This window comes from Herbaspirillum robiniae (genome assembly GCF_002213415.1).
In the GTDB taxonomy this organism is placed as follows: domain Bacteria; phylum Pseudomonadota; class Gammaproteobacteria; order Burkholderiales; family Burkholderiaceae_D; genus Herbaspirillum; species Herbaspirillum robiniae.
In genome coordinates, this window is record NZ_NJGU01000006.1 from 354,993 (window position 1) to 368,505 (window position 13,513).

Sequence of the window (13,513 nt, forward strand, 5' to 3'; positions counted from 1 at the left end):
GTCCCTGCAAAACGGATCTGAATAAAGCTTGGGTAGTGAGACAAAACATCAAAAGTGGTCAATTCAATCTACAGAGGAATTTTATGAAACTCAAGAGCGCAATTATTCCATTAACCGCTGCTATCGGACTGGCTTTCGCAGGCTCCGCCTTCTCGCAGGAAGTCGTCAAGATCGCTCACGTCGGACCGCTCTCCGGCCCCAACGCCCACATGGGCAAGGACAACGAAAACGGCGCCCGCATGGCCGTGGACGAATTGAACGCCAAGGGTTTCACCATCGGCGGCAAGAAGGTCAAGTTCGAACTGGTTGGCGAAGATGACGCCTCCGATCCGAAGCAGGCCACCGCCGTCGCCACCAAGCTGGTCGACCAGAAAGTCGCCGCCGTGATCGGCCACCTGAACTCGGGCACCACCATCCCCGCTTCCAAGATCTACAGCGACGCCGGCATCCCGCAGGTTTCGCCGTCCGCCACCAACCCCAAGTACACCCAGCAAGGCTTCAAGACCGCCTTCCGCGTGGTGGCCAACGATGCGCAACTGGGCGCCGCCCTGGGCAAGTATGCCGTGCAGAAGCTGGGCACCAAGCAGATCGCCGTGATCGACGACCGCACCGCCTACGGCCAGGGCGTGGCTGAAGAATTCGCCAAGGGCGCGCAAGCCGCCGGCGGCACCATCGTCGGCAAGCAGTTCACCAACGACAAGGCGACCGACTTCAACGCCATCCTGACCTCGATCAAGTCGAAGAAGCCTGAAGTGGTCTTCTTCGGCGGCATGGACGCCGTCGGCGGCCCGATGCTGCGCCAGATGAAGCAGCTGGGCATCACCGCCAAGTTCATGGGCGGCGACGGCATCTGTACCGGTTCGCTGCCGGGCCTGGCCGGTGACGGCCTGGGCGACGACCAGGTGGTCTGCGCCGAAGCCGGCGGTGTTGACGACGCCGGCAAGAAGGGCATGGACGACTTCCGCGCCGCTTACAAGAAGAAGTTCGGCATCGACGTGGTCTATAACGCAGCCTACGCCTATGACGCCACCCTGACCGTGGCTGACGCCATGGCCAAGGCCGGCTCGGCCGATCCGAAGAAGTACCTGCCGGAACTGGCCAAGATCAGCCACAAGGGCGTGACCGGCGTGATCGCCTTCGACGCCAAGGGCGACATCAAGGACGGTTCGCTGACCTTGTACACCTACAAGAACGGCCAACGCACCCTGCTGGCTGTGACCAAGTAATCAGTCGTATCGGTCGCACCCGCAAAAAAACGCCCCCGGTTCGCGCCGGGGGCGTTTTTCTTTGGTGCGTGCTGCTGGCGGGTTTTCTTTCAGGTCTTTGCGATATGCGAAGCGCGGGCGTTGCGCCCTCGCCGCTTCGAGACGTCAAAGACGGTTTTGCCGCGCGCCTGAGGTTTGCCATTTTCTTGGGTCAACTCTTGCGCTCTGCTCCGGCGTCGACATCGGCATGCAAGGCTTGCCGTCAATGACGATGGTTCAGCACCTTCTCCAGCTCGGCCTTGTTCATGCTGGAGCGTCCCTTGATATTGCGGAAGGACGCTTCGGCGTATAGCTGCTGGTAGGTGCGTCCGCCCGATCCCTTGTGCGAACGCAGGCCGCCGCGGCGCGAGGCCTGCATGTCCTGGGTCAGGCTCTTGGTGGATTTGCGCGCCTCGCCGTGCTGGGCGCGCTCCTTGTTGACGGTGCGCGCGGCGATCTCTTCGGCGCGCTTCTCGCCGGCGCCGCGCTTGAGGACGCTTGACTTGATGTGCTCATACTGGCGCTCGCGCTTGTTGCTCCATGCTGCCTGCGGCATGACGGCCTCCCTGCTGTTCCGGTATCAGTGGGTCCATCATAGAAACGGCGCCGCGCCGGCGCCATCCTCCGCCCGCTGATCCTGCTGTAGGAAATGCGCCGGGGCAATGCAGGCAAATGCCTACAAGACCGGGCCGCCCGCTCAGAACCGGCGGCGGATATGCTCCAGCTCGAAATCGCGCTCCATCGACTCCAGCACCTCGCGGTACGCCTGATGAAACACGATCCCGGCCCAGGCGATGCCGAGGATGCTCTCCCCTGCCGCGCCCGGCGGATGCGGCAGGAATTCCATGCCGCCGACATAGTCGCGATGGTCGCGCAGGCGGCGGTTCATCTCGTGGATGTATTCGTCCTCGTTGATCTTCTTCTTGCTCACGGCCGTCCTCCTTGCGCGAGCATCACTCGTCGATGCCGTTGAGCGACTCGATCTCTTCCTCGATCAGCGCCTTCACCGCGCCGACCACCTCGGGCTCGTCGAAGCCGGCCCGGTCGAAGCTGCCCGACAGGTGCCCCTTGGGCAGGTCGTCACGGCTGACGTCGGCATTCCAGCTGATGGCGTCGCCGAAGGTGAACCTGGCGACATAGGAATAGCGCTCGCCGCCGACTTCGCGGGTGTAGTCGGCGGAGAAGCTCCTGAATTTTTCCGCCTTGTCCGTATGTGGCATGTCCGCTCCTGTTCCGCGCCTTGTGGGCGCCGCAATTGATAGACAGTCAACACTTTCGGTGACCAAGTTCGATAGACAGCGAATGCCGCGCGAAGATTCTGATTCCTTGCGGCAATGTTCATGATGCGCCCATCCGCGACCGGGCACAACCATTCGCCGCCGGCTCAGTCCAAGCGGCTACTCGCAAAAAAAAGGGGCGGCAGATGAAGAAGATGATGACCTTGTTCGGGCTCGTGCACAGCATGATCGCCATCCTGTTCGCATTGGGCGCCGTGGCCCTGATCGTGATCGCCGCGCGCATGGGCATCCTGGCCGTGGCCGACGGGCTGGATCTGCCGCAGGCGCAGGCGCTGATCGAAGCCATCGGCATCCTGGCCGCGGCCGTGGTGGCCTTCCAGATCGCCGAGACCATCACCGAAGAAGAAGTCGTGCGCGACGCCAACATCAGCGCCCCCACGCGCGTGCGCCGCTTCCTGTCGCGCTTCTTCGTGGTGGTGATCGTGGCGCTGGCCATCGAAGGCCTGGTGGCGACCTTCCGCGCCGTGCATGAGGAACCGGAACAGCTGCTCTACGCCGGCGCGCTGCTGGCCGGCACCGGCATCCTGCTGGCGGCGTGGGGCTTCTTCGTCTATTGCAACCGCGCCGCCGAAGAGCTGGAGCCCGACGCCATGGCCGAAGCCAAGCGGGAAGACAAGAAACTCGACAACTGAATCCCTGCGACCTAGGCCGTCGCCCCCAGCAGCGAGGCATCCGGCAGCGCCGAGGCCATCGAGAATTCGAAAACGGTTTCCTCCTCGTCGGAAACCACGCCGATCCGCCCGCCATGCGAGCGCGCGATCTCGGCCACGATGAAGAGCCCGAGGCCCAGGCCCTTGTGGCTGTCGCCAGGGTTGCCGCGCCAGAACGGCTTGAACAGCTTGCCCAGTTTTTCCGGGGCGATGCCGGGACCGCCGTTGACCACGCGCAGCCGGAACTCGCCCGCCTGGCTGTAAGCGGACACGCGCACCGGATGCGTCGCGTGGCCGTGCGCCAATGCATTCTTCAACAGGTTGGAGAGCACCTGCTCGATGCGGCGCGGCTCGCAGCGCAGCGATATGCCGGGCTGCATGTCGAAGCGGATCTCGCGCCCCGGATACGCCAGCAGCAGCTCACCGACGACCTGCTCGAACCGTGCGCCAAGATCGCCGCAATCCTCCATCGCCGCCGTCATGCCGCCGCCCATGCGCCCGCGCGTGAAGTCGGCCACATCCTCCATCAACCCCGCGATGCGCTGCGCGCTGCGCCGGATACGCTGCACCGTGATCTTCGCGCTGCCGCTCAAATCCTGGTGCTGCAGCATGTCGGTGCCCAGCATGATGGCATTAAGCGGATTGCGCACATCGTGGCCGAGGATGGCCACGAACTGCTCGCGCAGCTCCGCCGCCTCGCGCTCGCCGGTCAGCGCATCCTGCGCCTCCAGCAGGGCGGCCTCGCTCTGCAACTGGCGTGACACCAGCTCGGCAAACAGCTTGATGCTGGTCGTGGTGGCCGCGGCCGACAGGCTGACCGGGTTGGGGTCGAGCCCGCACAGCGTGCCGAAATATTCGCCGCCCGGACGAAACAGCGGCACCGAAATATAGCTCTGGAAACCGTAGATGCGCGGCGTGTGATGGTTGCAGTAAGTCGCGTCCTCGGCCACATGATCGATGATGATCGCCGCCCGCGTATCGCGCACCTGTTCGCACAGGGTGGTGGTCACATCCAGCCCGTCGCCGACCTTCAGGCCGAAGTCCAGCTTGTCCAGCACCGCGCAGGTCGTCCAGGAATCGGCCGTCACGCGTGCGATGCACACGAAGCGCAAGCCGGTGATCGCCGCCACGGCTTCAAGGATGGTCGGGACCGAACTGATCTGCTGGATGTTCCGGATGTCGGCGGCGATGTCGTGGCGCATGTCTTCTTGATCTGGCGGTGTGGCAATGAGGTAGGTCATCGTAGCACCGGGGGCCTTGAAGTGCCCGTTTGCGACCATAAAAGCCGTCGTGGCGGCCTGTTCCGGCGCGCCTAGCCGCATATTTGCGGGAAAAACGCCGCTTTGGCGCGCAGTTTGAGAAGATATGCGGCTGAGGTATTGGCGAAATCCAAGTTTTTGATAGAATACCGCCCTTGCGCTGATGTAGCTCAGTTGGTAGAGCAACTGATTCGTAATCAGTAGGTCGACGGTTCGATTCCGCCCATCAGCACCAGTACTTAAACGGCTCACAGCGATGTGGGCCGTTTTCTTTTGCTTCGCAATCTACATGAGAAGGAAATGCGCGCACGGCGGCGCGCCGGTATCTTCTCAATTTTATAGGTCGGCGAAACGTGGCAGCAGGTCCTGATCAACCAATCGCGTTTCGATGGCGTTCGCGGCTTTAATGTGCTCGGGATTCTCCAGTGAAAAAGGACCGTCGGCACATGAAACGATGATGGTGCCGGCCTGCTGACCATCACGGGATACTGGGATCAATTGCACGGCTTCGGGGACCTCTCTGGTGGTGAGCTTTTGGGGGAGATAACACAGCCATCCCACGCCGGGACGGTCCTCGAATACTTTATGTTGGTGATAATGGAATGGCTCGAAACCGGCGAAAGACGCCGTCGGCCAGATTGATATGGCGTGCTGGAGCCAAGCGGCCGGAAGGTGCCAGTCTGTGATCTCCGGATCGAATGGAGGACCGAAATAGAAATTATCAGGGCGTCCGATAGTAGCGCAGAGGGATTTCATTGACGCCATCTGCGACCGCTTCTCCGCGCCGTTCCATAAAGAGATCATGCGAAAGTCATCAATTCCTTTGTTCTCTGTTCCCAGCACTGCCAGCGCTTCGGTGGTAGGTCCGTGATCGTCGAAAGCAAGATGCCGGAAGGCGTCTTGCTTCGTGTCCCCCGTCAGCAACCACTCATGCATTAGAGGCGAATAGTCTTTCATGAACTGTTGAAAGACGAACATTTCCCTTAACTGCACTTCCAAAGTTGGCAATTTTTCTTCGCCCCTACGGAAATAGACGCTGAGTTCTGCAATAGTAGATTTACTCATGGCTGGTGGACAACGATGATATCGGGGAACAAGCTGCGGATTTTCCGCGAAAAATATAGGTAACTGACCTGTTCCATAAAAAACCATTTCAATTTTACTGGAGGGCGTGGAACCGCTGCACCGGCCTGCCGTGCAACTTCACCCATTAATGGTGGTTCTCCCTTCCACCAGACTTGCGGCACTCCGTATTCATCGAAGAAATTATCGTAGGCCGCTTTGGCCTCCTTCAATAAACACTGTCCGGGATCGAATCCGTCGAAGGCGACATCATTGAATGTCCACTCGGTCAGGTAGCCTGGCGAAGCGGCAGGCATGCCACCGATCCGCTGCTGATATTCGATAGTCGTTTCGCTCCAACCTGCGGTATTGCGCGGCGTGGGGAAACCTTTTTCAGCAGGGCATGGCGGGCATTTTTCTTTCGAACTTGACGCCGCATCGGATTGCGCGAGCACGCCGCTTTTCGCTGCCTCGGCACTTTCCTGTCTGGCCTTAATTATCTTGTCGGCTTGCACGCCTACGAGCACGCCCGCTAGCGCAGTAGCGACACGTGCCGCAGCGGCTTCTAGGATGGGCGGAATGAATGCGACGACCATCAATCGTCCCTCATCTTGTTTTTCAACACGGACATCAGCTCATCCAGGCGCTGCTCGGGCGTCGCTCCCGGTTTGCGGATGTATCGTTGGACTACTTCATCCTCGAAAATGCCCGGGGCATCTGCCGATAAGTACATCATGTAAACGAGGTGGCCTGTCGATGTAATGCCAAAATCGCGGCCACTGTCGTAGGCGTCGCGCATGCGCGCAATGACGACCGGTCGTTCCGGCACGTCGCCCGTCTCTTTTCTCTCAGCGATGAACTGATCTGCAACCGCCGCAACGAAATTCTCCACATCACGGGCTAGGAATTTTTGATATTGGGCTTCAGTGAGTGTCAGCATGATGGCGGCCGATGTGAACGCGACGACCGTCGAGCAGCAGATGCCACTCGACGATGTCGCCGAAGAATTGACGGCGCTGGTCGTCGTTCATGTCTTGCGCGATGGTCGCCAGCACGCGCGGGTCCCAGAAGCGCAGCATGGCCGTGCGACCATCGGGCAGTTGCACGTCGAGCCGCTGGCGCAGCATCGCGGCAAGCGCCTCGATATCCAGCGGCGCGATGAGCCAAGTGACCGCATGCGCAGCGAGTTCGAGCCGTTCGATCTGCGTGATCAGCGCGGCACCGGCCGTCTGCAGATCAATCAACCAAGGGCCGGCATCGGCCAGCGCACTGTCTGCCGTACCACGCAACAGCGCCAGTGCGTCGGGCTGCGCACCCAGCGGCTCGCCTGCGAAATGTTCCTGATATTGCAAACCGTCTACTAAGGCATGCAGATGCATCGATGGCGCGCCGAGTTGTGCCACGCGGGCAATGAGCTGGTCGATCATTCGCGTACGATCATCGAGGCGCCGGACTTCGCTGCGGCGACCATGCAGCTCAGGCAGATACCCGATTCCTTGGCGACATCGGCGTCCGTCGCGGCGGAAGTGGCGGCCAAATGACCCGAACTCGATTGTTCTGCGTGAGTACTCACCGCCTGGCTGGCAATGAGGATTGCACCGCAGGCCGTCTTGTCGCCCTCGCGCGCGGGTGCTTGGCCCAGCGACAGCATGTCGCCGGCGCCACTTGCAATCGGAAACGTGCCCTTGCAGCGCGGACAGGTAGTGAGATCACCAGTGCGGGCGACCGCCTTTCCGTGCAACATGAAACTCTGGTCGCCGCTAATAACAGTGCCGCCATGGCTAGTCTTGTCGCCGACGGTGATGAATGGACGGCTCACACTCCCTCCCCGATGTTGTCTTTAGCGCAATGCGCCGATGAGCTTTAATTGGCATATTGACGGGGTGTGGCGCCTATTGTTCCCATCATTCGAGAAATCCATGCGAGAGGCGTGGCGACCCAGTGTGGAGGTGCAGAAAGCCGAACGCGGGTCAGCGATTCAAACAAATAATTATCAAAATGACATCAAAATAAGGCGATTTCGGCCCGCGCGCGCGGTTGCCCCCACCCCGCGCCTGCCCGCTACATAGGTCGGTTTTGACTCAAATTTGCGTCAGGCGCAGAAGCCCGACCAGCCTGGCCCGGCGGCACGCCCGACGGACATCAAATCTGACGCATTTTGACGCGCGCTGGCAGGCTTTATCTCTGAGCTATACTGCAGCAACTGAATAACCTCGGATTCTTTCATGGACGAAATAAAAAATCCTTATCGCCCAGGCGCGGGGACTCCCCCGGTTTCGCTTGCCGGGCGTGATGACCAAATTAAAAAGGCCACGACACTTTTAAAGATCGTCCAAGCAGGGGGAAGCGACCGCTCACTGATGCTCTACGGCTTGCGCGGCGTTGGCAAAACGGTTCTGCTTAACCATGCCGAGGAAATAGCGGCCAGCCTTCATTTTCATGTTCAACATCTGGAGTTATCCGAGAAAGACGATTTTCGCCGTGAAATCGCCAAGACCGTACGTAAGGCATTGCTGGCAATTAGCCTCGTTGATAATTTGAAAGAAAAAGCAAAACGTGCGTTGGGAATTTTGAAGGCATTTACCTTGGCTATTCCCGATGGTCCGGAATTCAAACTCGATATCGATGCTGTTTTGGGTACAGGTGATTCTGGTGACCTCAATTCCGACATTGTTGATTTACTAACAGCTCTTGGAGATGCCGCTAAAGAGGCCGGACGCCCAGTCTGCCTTTTTATTGATGAGGTGCAATATCTTGAAGAAGCTGCCTTTGCTGGTCTGTTGGCATCGGTTCACCGCATTAATCAAAAGCAGTTCCCGGTCGTCTTTATCTGCGCTGGCCTACCTCAAATTGCCGCATTATCTGCAGATGCGAAGTCTTATGCTGAACGCCTCTTTGAATTCTTGCCGATTGGAAGATTGATTGATACAGAAGCGGAGACGGCGTTATTGGGTCCCGCAAAAACTCAAGGCGTAAATTTCACAGACGAAGCGAAGGACTTTCTACTCGCCGAAACTGAAGGCTATCCCTATTTCATTCAAGAATTCGGCAAGCACACTTGGAACGCTGCAAAGGCGTCACCAATCAGTTTGGAAGACGCAACAAATGCACGTGATGCAGCTATTGTGAGCTTGGACGATAGTTTTTTTAAGTCTCGTATTGATCGCTCAACCGACGCAGAAAAAGAGTTCATGAAGGCAATGGCACAAATTGGCACAGGCCCCTACAAAATGGGCGATGTTGCCAAGCAAAAGGGTGTGCTAGTGAATTCCCTGGGCCCTGTCCGCGCAACACTAATTGGAAAGGGTTTTGTCTATGCACCGTCACATGGACTTATTGAATTTACTGTCCCGCAATTTGACAAGTTTATCCGTCGCCACTTCAAGATATAGGCACCGACACACTTTCACTGACATTGCTCTGCACATTGGTTCCCTAGTGCGAAGGTAATTGAAAACGCCCGCATCAAGCGGGCGTTTTTTCTTGCGCTGTGGATGTCGGCTTCTGGCCGATAGTAGCCATCATATTCCCCGTGCAACTCGCCAATGCACATGCTCAGGTAGCGCATGCTTCAAGAGAAATGCTGCGAAAACATCGGCCACAATGGTGTTCGAAAACCATTCGTCAGAGAGCAACGCAACTTCACCAGTTCCGAATACCAGTAAGGTTCCATCTGGATAGTTAGTGTTCTTTTTTTCTTGATACGCCCGGTAGTGCACGCCTGTAAGGGCATCACGACGTTCAAGTAGGCATGTAATCCCTCCTCCAGCAACCTGAAGATAGCTTCCGTGGTCGTCAGTCAGAGATGCGAAAGATGAGGTGCCATAGCTTCTCAGGCTCAGAATCGCTCTTCGCAGTTGCTGCTCGGAAGGATCGTCTTTGGCAGCTTTATTCTGAATTTCCAAGCGCATAGTATTTTTTGAGAATTCAGGTTACATCCCCGAAGATGCAACCAAGGTAATAGGTCCACTTCTGGCCGTAATGAGACATATCTACCGATTGATGCCGTGGAACCGATCTACCGTTTCGCAGTATTTTCTTGCCAATGGCCCTAAGAGAGGGCGCCAGTTATCAGCAGGGAGGCTTCCTCGGTTTATCAATCCTTCCAGAAATCCCGTTGCGATCGCTGATTTGACGTCAGCACTTCCCTCAGTGAGTAATTTTTCCACCAATACAAACAAACTGTTTGCCTGTTCATAGTCGCCAGCCAAAAATCTGTCTTGTACCAAGATGCATAGCTGTCGGATCCATAGGTGCGGGATGAATTCGCCCTTGGCACCAATCCAGTCATCGGCAGCGGCCACAACTTTTTCTCTAAGGCCATCATATTCGCTGCAAAGCAGTTGACGCATCATTTCAAATTCGATCATGGCTTTTAATAGATGCGCAGTGACATAGGAACGGCCGCTCCTGGCCGATTGCGGACGTAATTCCCTTCGTTGCGGAGATCAGAAAGAGACGGTGATCAAGGGAGCTGGGCACCACCTGCAAGCAGCGCGCCAAGCGTCTTGACAAGCCATTCATGCAGCGCATCAAAATCGGTAGTTTCAGCTTCAATCGCCGGTGTGCTTGACGTGGCAGCAAAATGAATAGGTTTAATTGATGGCGGCGGGTCGCCTATCCATGCCGTTACAACATTCGGTAAATTTGAGCGATGGGACATTCGATTTCGAAGGTCCATCCATAAATCCCACTCATCACTCTTAAGCAACTTATCTAGTGCTGACGTCAGCTGGGCAGCCTTAGCGTAAGGCAATAGCCATTTGTAAAGTTTTGGCGGAGTGCATTGCCGCCGCTCCACCTCACCGAAGGGGAGACTCAGTACTGACGGGTGGCTCGCTAGAGCTGCAAGTGAGTAGCAGGCGCTCTCGATGCAACTAACGCCTGCGGTGAACATTCCGAAAAGTGCGCGCTCCCGTCGATATAAGTCTTCGTGAGTCGGGTTCTGGCACTCAACTACCGAGTTTTTGTAATACTGCCAGTCTTCAAATGATGCCCTATAGCGCCACGCAAGTAGATTTGAAGCACCAGCAAATTCGCTCCATGCCTGTGACACTTGCGGTTGGAGCAAGGTTTTTCTTGCAACAGCCATATACTGTACTAACTGTTGCTCAGGAAAGTCATCTGGAAGGTCGATGCAGTACTCGGTGGAGTGGCGCATAAAGATCTACTCAATTCGGGCTGAAATCGTCAATGGCCATTTCTGGCCGATAGCAAACGTAGTGCTCCGCACTTTATCATCGCCCGCGCCACGTGGCTATTTTTGGGGTTATTGGACGAAACCCGTTCCAATGAAATCAAGCACTTACCGATATCTACAGACAGTTTTTATAACCCACCTTCCCACCCCTAACCCACTGACTTTTATATTCTTTTCGCCCGTAGCACAGCTATTTCGTAATCAGTAGGTCGACGGTTCGATTCCGCCCATCAGCACCAGTACCAGAGCGGCTTGCAGCGATGCAGGCCGCTTTTTTTTGCTCCGCAAAGTACTATTTTTTTGCGGAGCAGCTAAATTCCTAGAGTATTTCTGAATTCGGTTCGTCTGCCTTCTTTTGAGCTCGCAAAAAAACAGCCCAATCTAGTTGGGCTATTTTTTTAACGAGATGTCCGCTTCTGCCAGATCGCGGACTTTAGCAAACATTTGCATCCGTCACCGACCAACACCGTATAGGTACAGCACACTTCCCCCGCCAAGGCGACGGTTATAATCCGCCCCCATGACCAGCAAAGCTTCCGCCCAGGCTTCTCGCGCCGAATACACGCGGCGCATGAACCGTGTGCTCAACTATATCGATGCTCACCTGGAGCAGCCGCTGGATGGCGCAGAGCTGGCTGACGTCGCCAATTTTTCCCGCTTTCATTTCCATCGGATCTTCGCGGCCTTGATGGACGAGACGCTGGGCAGTTACATCCGGCGTCGCCGGCTTGAAAAGGCGGCCTTTCGCTTGTCGTGCGGGCAAGATGAAACAGTCCTTGAGACTGCTCTGGCCACGGGTTTCGGTTCGGCGGAAGCCTTTGCGCGCGCCTTCAAACTCAGGTTCGGCTGCACACCATCGCAATGGCGTGCCGATACCCCGCGGCGCATGGCGCAACAAGCTGCCGCTCTCGATCTGCGACCAAGCGGGCAAAAGAGCAATCCTGATCAGGTCTTTGGCAATCTTGATCAGGCAAGCCAGGTCGCATCGGCCGAAGATGACGTCTCTTACCGAGCCACGAAAGGGACTGCCATGGAAGTGCGCATCATCGAATTGCCTGCGGCGCGCGTCGCCTACCAACGACTGATCGGTCCCTATGGGCCTGCCATCGGAGCGTTCTGGCGCAACCGGATTGCACCCTGGATGCAGTCGCACGGTTTGAGCGATGCGACGTGCTACGGGATCGCCTATCACGATCCCTCGGTGACGCCGGCCTCCAAGTGTCAATACGACGCTTGTGTTGAAGTGGCAGAGGATTTTCCTGGCAGCGAGAAGACCGACCACCAGGTCCTGCCAGGCGGGCGTTATGCGGTGGCGCATTTCAAAGGCAAGCCGGAGACGATCGCTGCGGCCTGGACCTGGCTGACGCGCGAATGGCTGCCGTCCAGCGGGCTGCAATGCGACGATCGGCCGTGCTTCGAGATGTTCTCCGCGGCGATGGCGCGAGATCCTGAAACGGGCGAGCCCAGCTGCGACATTTGCATTCCTGTACGGGCGCTGTGAATCGGGTTGTTGATGACCGGGCGGGCGACCGCAGTTGGCATGAGATTCGATGAATGGATGCTCTTGACTGGTTCAACGAGGCGATGGCGCAGTCCCTCCCCAGAGCCCCCATATCAAAGCGGCTTGCGTCACTGCAAGCCGCTTTTATTTTGTCTTCCGGTTGGCGACCGGGATCGCCATCAGCCTCCGAACTTCCCGCTGCGCATCTCGCCGACTTCCTTCACCGCGCGGCGGAAATCAAAATCCTTGACCAGGTCTTCGATGCTGAAATACACCAGCTCCTGCGCGCGGTTCATGCTGACGAGTTTCTTGTCCACATAGGTTTGCGACATGCTGTAGGTCGAGTGGTAACCGGTGTTGCGGTCCATCACGCGCAGCGAGGACCAGCCTACCGATACGCCCTGTATGACCGAGACGTCGCCGGTGAAGTCCAGCGCCAGCTTGTTGTCCTTGAGCAGCTTGCAGACCTTGTCGGGGATCTGGATGCCGCCGTATTCGCGCATCGCGCTGTTGATGCCGGCGTTGGCGTAGATGTTGCCGCAGTTGGTGTTGGCGGCCTGGGTTTCCTGGGTGGCCAGGCCGGTGATGGCGGCGAACATCAGGGCGGTGACGGCGGCGAGCTTTTTCATGGTGACTCCGTTCGGTGAAGGTGGCGGAAATACGGGGTTGGGCAAATGGGTGCGCCGGTTATCGACTGGTTACTGCGCAGGTATTTCCCGCTTGGCGCGCAGCGCCCGGATTTGCGCCATCGCTTCGGTGTAGGAGAAGTTCTGCAGGGCCATGTCGATGCTTTGCGCCATGGCGTGGGCGGCGTCCTCCTTGTTCATCGCGGTGGCGCCCACCAGGGTGGTGGTGCCGAAGCTCTGCGAGAAGATCGGCAGGCGCTCGTCGCGCAGCTTGATGATGGTCCACGCCACCGTCGCGTCCTGGCTGGTGTCGACGTTGGAGATCACCTCCAGCGCCATCCTGTTGCGGCGGATCTGCAGGCAGGCGTCGGCGGGAACGTTGTAGCCGCCGTGGGCGCTGACGACGGCATCGACTTCCTGGGTCGACGAAACCGGCGCCAGGCAGGCGGCCTGGGCGTGCATGGACAGCGACAGCGCGGCGGCAAGGACGATTGCTTTCATGGTGTTCCCCTTCATGTGATGTGGCGACGTTGTGTCTTCAGGTGAGGCCATGGTAGGGGGATGATCTTTCAACATCGTTGCAGAGCGGACCGCTTCTGTTTCAACTGAAACAGAAGCGGCGCTCAACCACGCCAACCAATAAAAAAGGCCGCTGCTGCGGCCTTGCGGACTC

The 13,513-nt window shown here is 57.8% G+C and carries 18 protein-coding genes and 1 tRNA gene; 5 read left to right on the forward strand and 14 right to left on the reverse strand.

Going from position 1 to position 13,513, the window contains the following annotated elements; all coding sequences use genetic code 11:
- Nucleotides 1-83 precede the first annotated feature (83 nt).
- Nucleotides 84-1,226 carry a branched-chain amino acid ABC transporter substrate-binding protein gene (locus CEJ42_RS13035; protein ID WP_079218685.1) on the forward strand — a complete coding sequence of 381 codons (1,143 nt, stop codon included), beginning with the start codon at nucleotides 84-86 and terminating at the stop codon, nucleotides 1,224-1,226.
- 241 nt (nucleotides 1,227-1,467) lie between these two features.
- Here the strand turns inward: CEJ42_RS13035 and CEJ42_RS13040 are convergent, their stop codons facing one another.
- From CEJ42_RS13040 to CEJ42_RS13050, 3 genes are all read right to left on the reverse strand, one after another.
- Nucleotides 1,468-1,800 (reverse strand): plasmid stabilization protein, encoded by a 333-nt coding sequence (locus CEJ42_RS13040; RefSeq protein WP_079218683.1) that lies wholly within the window; start codon nucleotides 1,798-1,800, stop codon nucleotides 1,468-1,470.
- Between the two features lie 141 nt (nucleotides 1,801-1,941).
- Entirely contained in the window at nucleotides 1,942-2,175 is a 234-nt protein-coding gene (locus tag CEJ42_RS13045) for a hypothetical protein (protein WP_079218680.1), read from the reverse strand.
- Nucleotides 2,176-2,197: 22 nt separating this feature from the next.
- A complete protein-coding gene (locus CEJ42_RS13050) occupies nucleotides 2,198-2,464 on the reverse strand; it encodes a hypothetical protein (RefSeq protein WP_079218678.1) in 267 nt (88 codons plus the stop codon).
- 203 nt (nucleotides 2,465-2,667) lie between these two features.
- On the opposite strand from CEJ42_RS13050, the gene CEJ42_RS13055 reads away from it, so the two are divergent.
- Nucleotides 2,668-3,174: a hypothetical protein gene (locus CEJ42_RS13055; RefSeq protein WP_079218669.1), complete on the forward strand. Its 507-nt coding sequence runs from the start codon at nucleotides 2,668-2,670 to the stop codon at nucleotides 3,172-3,174.
- Between the two features lie 11 nt (nucleotides 3,175-3,185).
- On the opposite strand, the gene CEJ42_RS13060 is transcribed toward CEJ42_RS13055, so the two are convergent.
- The gene (locus CEJ42_RS13060; RefSeq protein ID WP_129587726.1) at nucleotides 3,186-4,637 is read right to left on the reverse strand and encodes a GAF domain-containing sensor histidine kinase; all 1,452 of its coding nucleotides are present in this window, start codon (nucleotides 4,635-4,637) and stop codon (nucleotides 3,186-3,188) included.
- Between CEJ42_RS13060 and CEJ42_RS13065 the strand changes: the two genes are divergently transcribed.
- A tRNA-Thr gene (locus CEJ42_RS13065) sits at nucleotides 4,611-4,686 on the forward strand. The two genes, CEJ42_RS13060 and CEJ42_RS13065, sit on opposite strands and share 27 nt — an antisense overlap.
- Nucleotides 4,687-4,787: 101 nt before the next feature.
- Here the strand turns inward: CEJ42_RS13065 and CEJ42_RS13070 are convergent.
- From CEJ42_RS13070 to CEJ42_RS13090, 5 genes are read right to left on the reverse strand one after another with little or no spacing between them, the layout of a single operon-like run.
- Nucleotides 4,788-5,516, reverse strand: a complete 729-nt coding sequence (locus tag CEJ42_RS13070; protein ID WP_088751352.1) for an Imm52 family immunity protein — start codon at nucleotides 5,514-5,516, stop codon at nucleotides 4,788-4,790.
- Complete coding sequence (locus CEJ42_RS13075; RefSeq protein ID WP_088751353.1) at nucleotides 5,513-6,109, reverse strand: Tox-REase-5 domain-containing protein; 597 nt, start codon at nucleotides 6,107-6,109, stop codon at nucleotides 5,513-5,515. Before CEJ42_RS13075 ends, CEJ42_RS13070 begins: the two co-directional genes overlap by 4 nt.
- Nucleotides 6,109-6,453 carry a hypothetical protein gene (locus CEJ42_RS13080; RefSeq protein WP_088751354.1) on the reverse strand — a complete coding sequence of 115 codons (345 nt, stop codon included), beginning with the start codon at nucleotides 6,451-6,453 and terminating at the stop codon, nucleotides 6,109-6,111. Before CEJ42_RS13080 ends, CEJ42_RS13075 begins: the two co-directional genes overlap by 1 nt.
- On the reverse strand, nucleotides 6,437-6,940 hold the full coding sequence (locus CEJ42_RS13085; protein ID WP_088751355.1) for a DUF4123 domain-containing protein: 504 nt from the start codon (nucleotides 6,938-6,940) through the stop codon (nucleotides 6,437-6,439). The genes CEJ42_RS13080 and CEJ42_RS13085 overlap by 17 nt, the downstream gene beginning before the upstream one ends.
- A complete protein-coding gene (locus tag CEJ42_RS13090) occupies nucleotides 6,937-7,332 on the reverse strand; it encodes a PAAR domain-containing protein (protein WP_088751356.1) in 396 nt (131 codons plus the stop codon). Before CEJ42_RS13090 ends, CEJ42_RS13085 begins: the two co-directional genes overlap by 4 nt.
- A gap of 406 nt (nucleotides 7,333-7,738) precedes the next feature.
- Here CEJ42_RS13090 and CEJ42_RS13095 point away from each other — a divergent pair, with 406 nt between their 5' ends.
- Nucleotides 7,739-8,905, forward strand: coding sequence for an ATP-binding protein (locus tag CEJ42_RS13095; protein WP_088751357.1), 1,167 nt, complete (start codon nucleotides 7,739-7,741; stop codon nucleotides 8,903-8,905).
- 129 nt (nucleotides 8,906-9,034) lie between these two features.
- On the opposite strand, the gene CEJ42_RS13100 is transcribed toward CEJ42_RS13095, so the two are convergent.
- The 3 genes from CEJ42_RS13100 to CEJ42_RS24575 form a co-directional block, all read right to left on the reverse strand.
- The gene (locus CEJ42_RS13100) at nucleotides 9,035-9,418 is read right to left on the reverse strand and encodes a hypothetical protein (protein ID WP_420840764.1); all 384 of its coding nucleotides are present in this window, start codon (nucleotides 9,416-9,418) and stop codon (nucleotides 9,035-9,037) included.
- An 87-nt stretch (nucleotides 9,419-9,505) separates the two neighbouring features.
- A complete protein-coding gene (locus CEJ42_RS24570; RefSeq protein WP_129587727.1) occupies nucleotides 9,506-9,883 on the reverse strand; it encodes a DUF7674 family protein in 378 nt (125 codons plus the stop codon).
- A 95-nt stretch (nucleotides 9,884-9,978) separates the two neighbouring features.
- The gene (locus CEJ42_RS24575) at nucleotides 9,979-10,674 is read right to left on the reverse strand and encodes a hypothetical protein (protein ID WP_129587728.1); all 696 of its coding nucleotides are present in this window, start codon (nucleotides 10,672-10,674) and stop codon (nucleotides 9,979-9,981) included.
- A gap of 559 nt (nucleotides 10,675-11,233) precedes the next feature.
- On the opposite strand from CEJ42_RS24575, the gene CEJ42_RS13105 reads away from it, so the two are divergent.
- The gene (locus CEJ42_RS13105; protein ID WP_088751359.1) at nucleotides 11,234-12,214 is read left to right on the forward strand and encodes an AraC family transcriptional regulator; all 981 of its coding nucleotides are present in this window, start codon (nucleotides 11,234-11,236) and stop codon (nucleotides 12,212-12,214) included.
- 179 nt (nucleotides 12,215-12,393) lie between these two features.
- Here CEJ42_RS13105 and CEJ42_RS13110 read toward each other — a convergent pair whose 3' ends face one another.
- Together CEJ42_RS13110 and CEJ42_RS13115 are read right to left on the reverse strand one after the other, a co-directional pair.
- Entirely contained in the window at nucleotides 12,394-12,843 is a 450-nt protein-coding gene (locus tag CEJ42_RS13110; protein ID WP_079218663.1) for a hypothetical protein, read from the reverse strand.
- Nucleotides 12,844-12,912: 69 nt separating this feature from the next.
- Complete coding sequence (locus CEJ42_RS13115) at nucleotides 12,913-13,341, reverse strand: hypothetical protein (protein ID WP_079218661.1); 429 nt, start codon at nucleotides 13,339-13,341, stop codon at nucleotides 12,913-12,915.
- Between the last annotated feature and the right edge of the window lie 172 nt (nucleotides 13,342-13,513).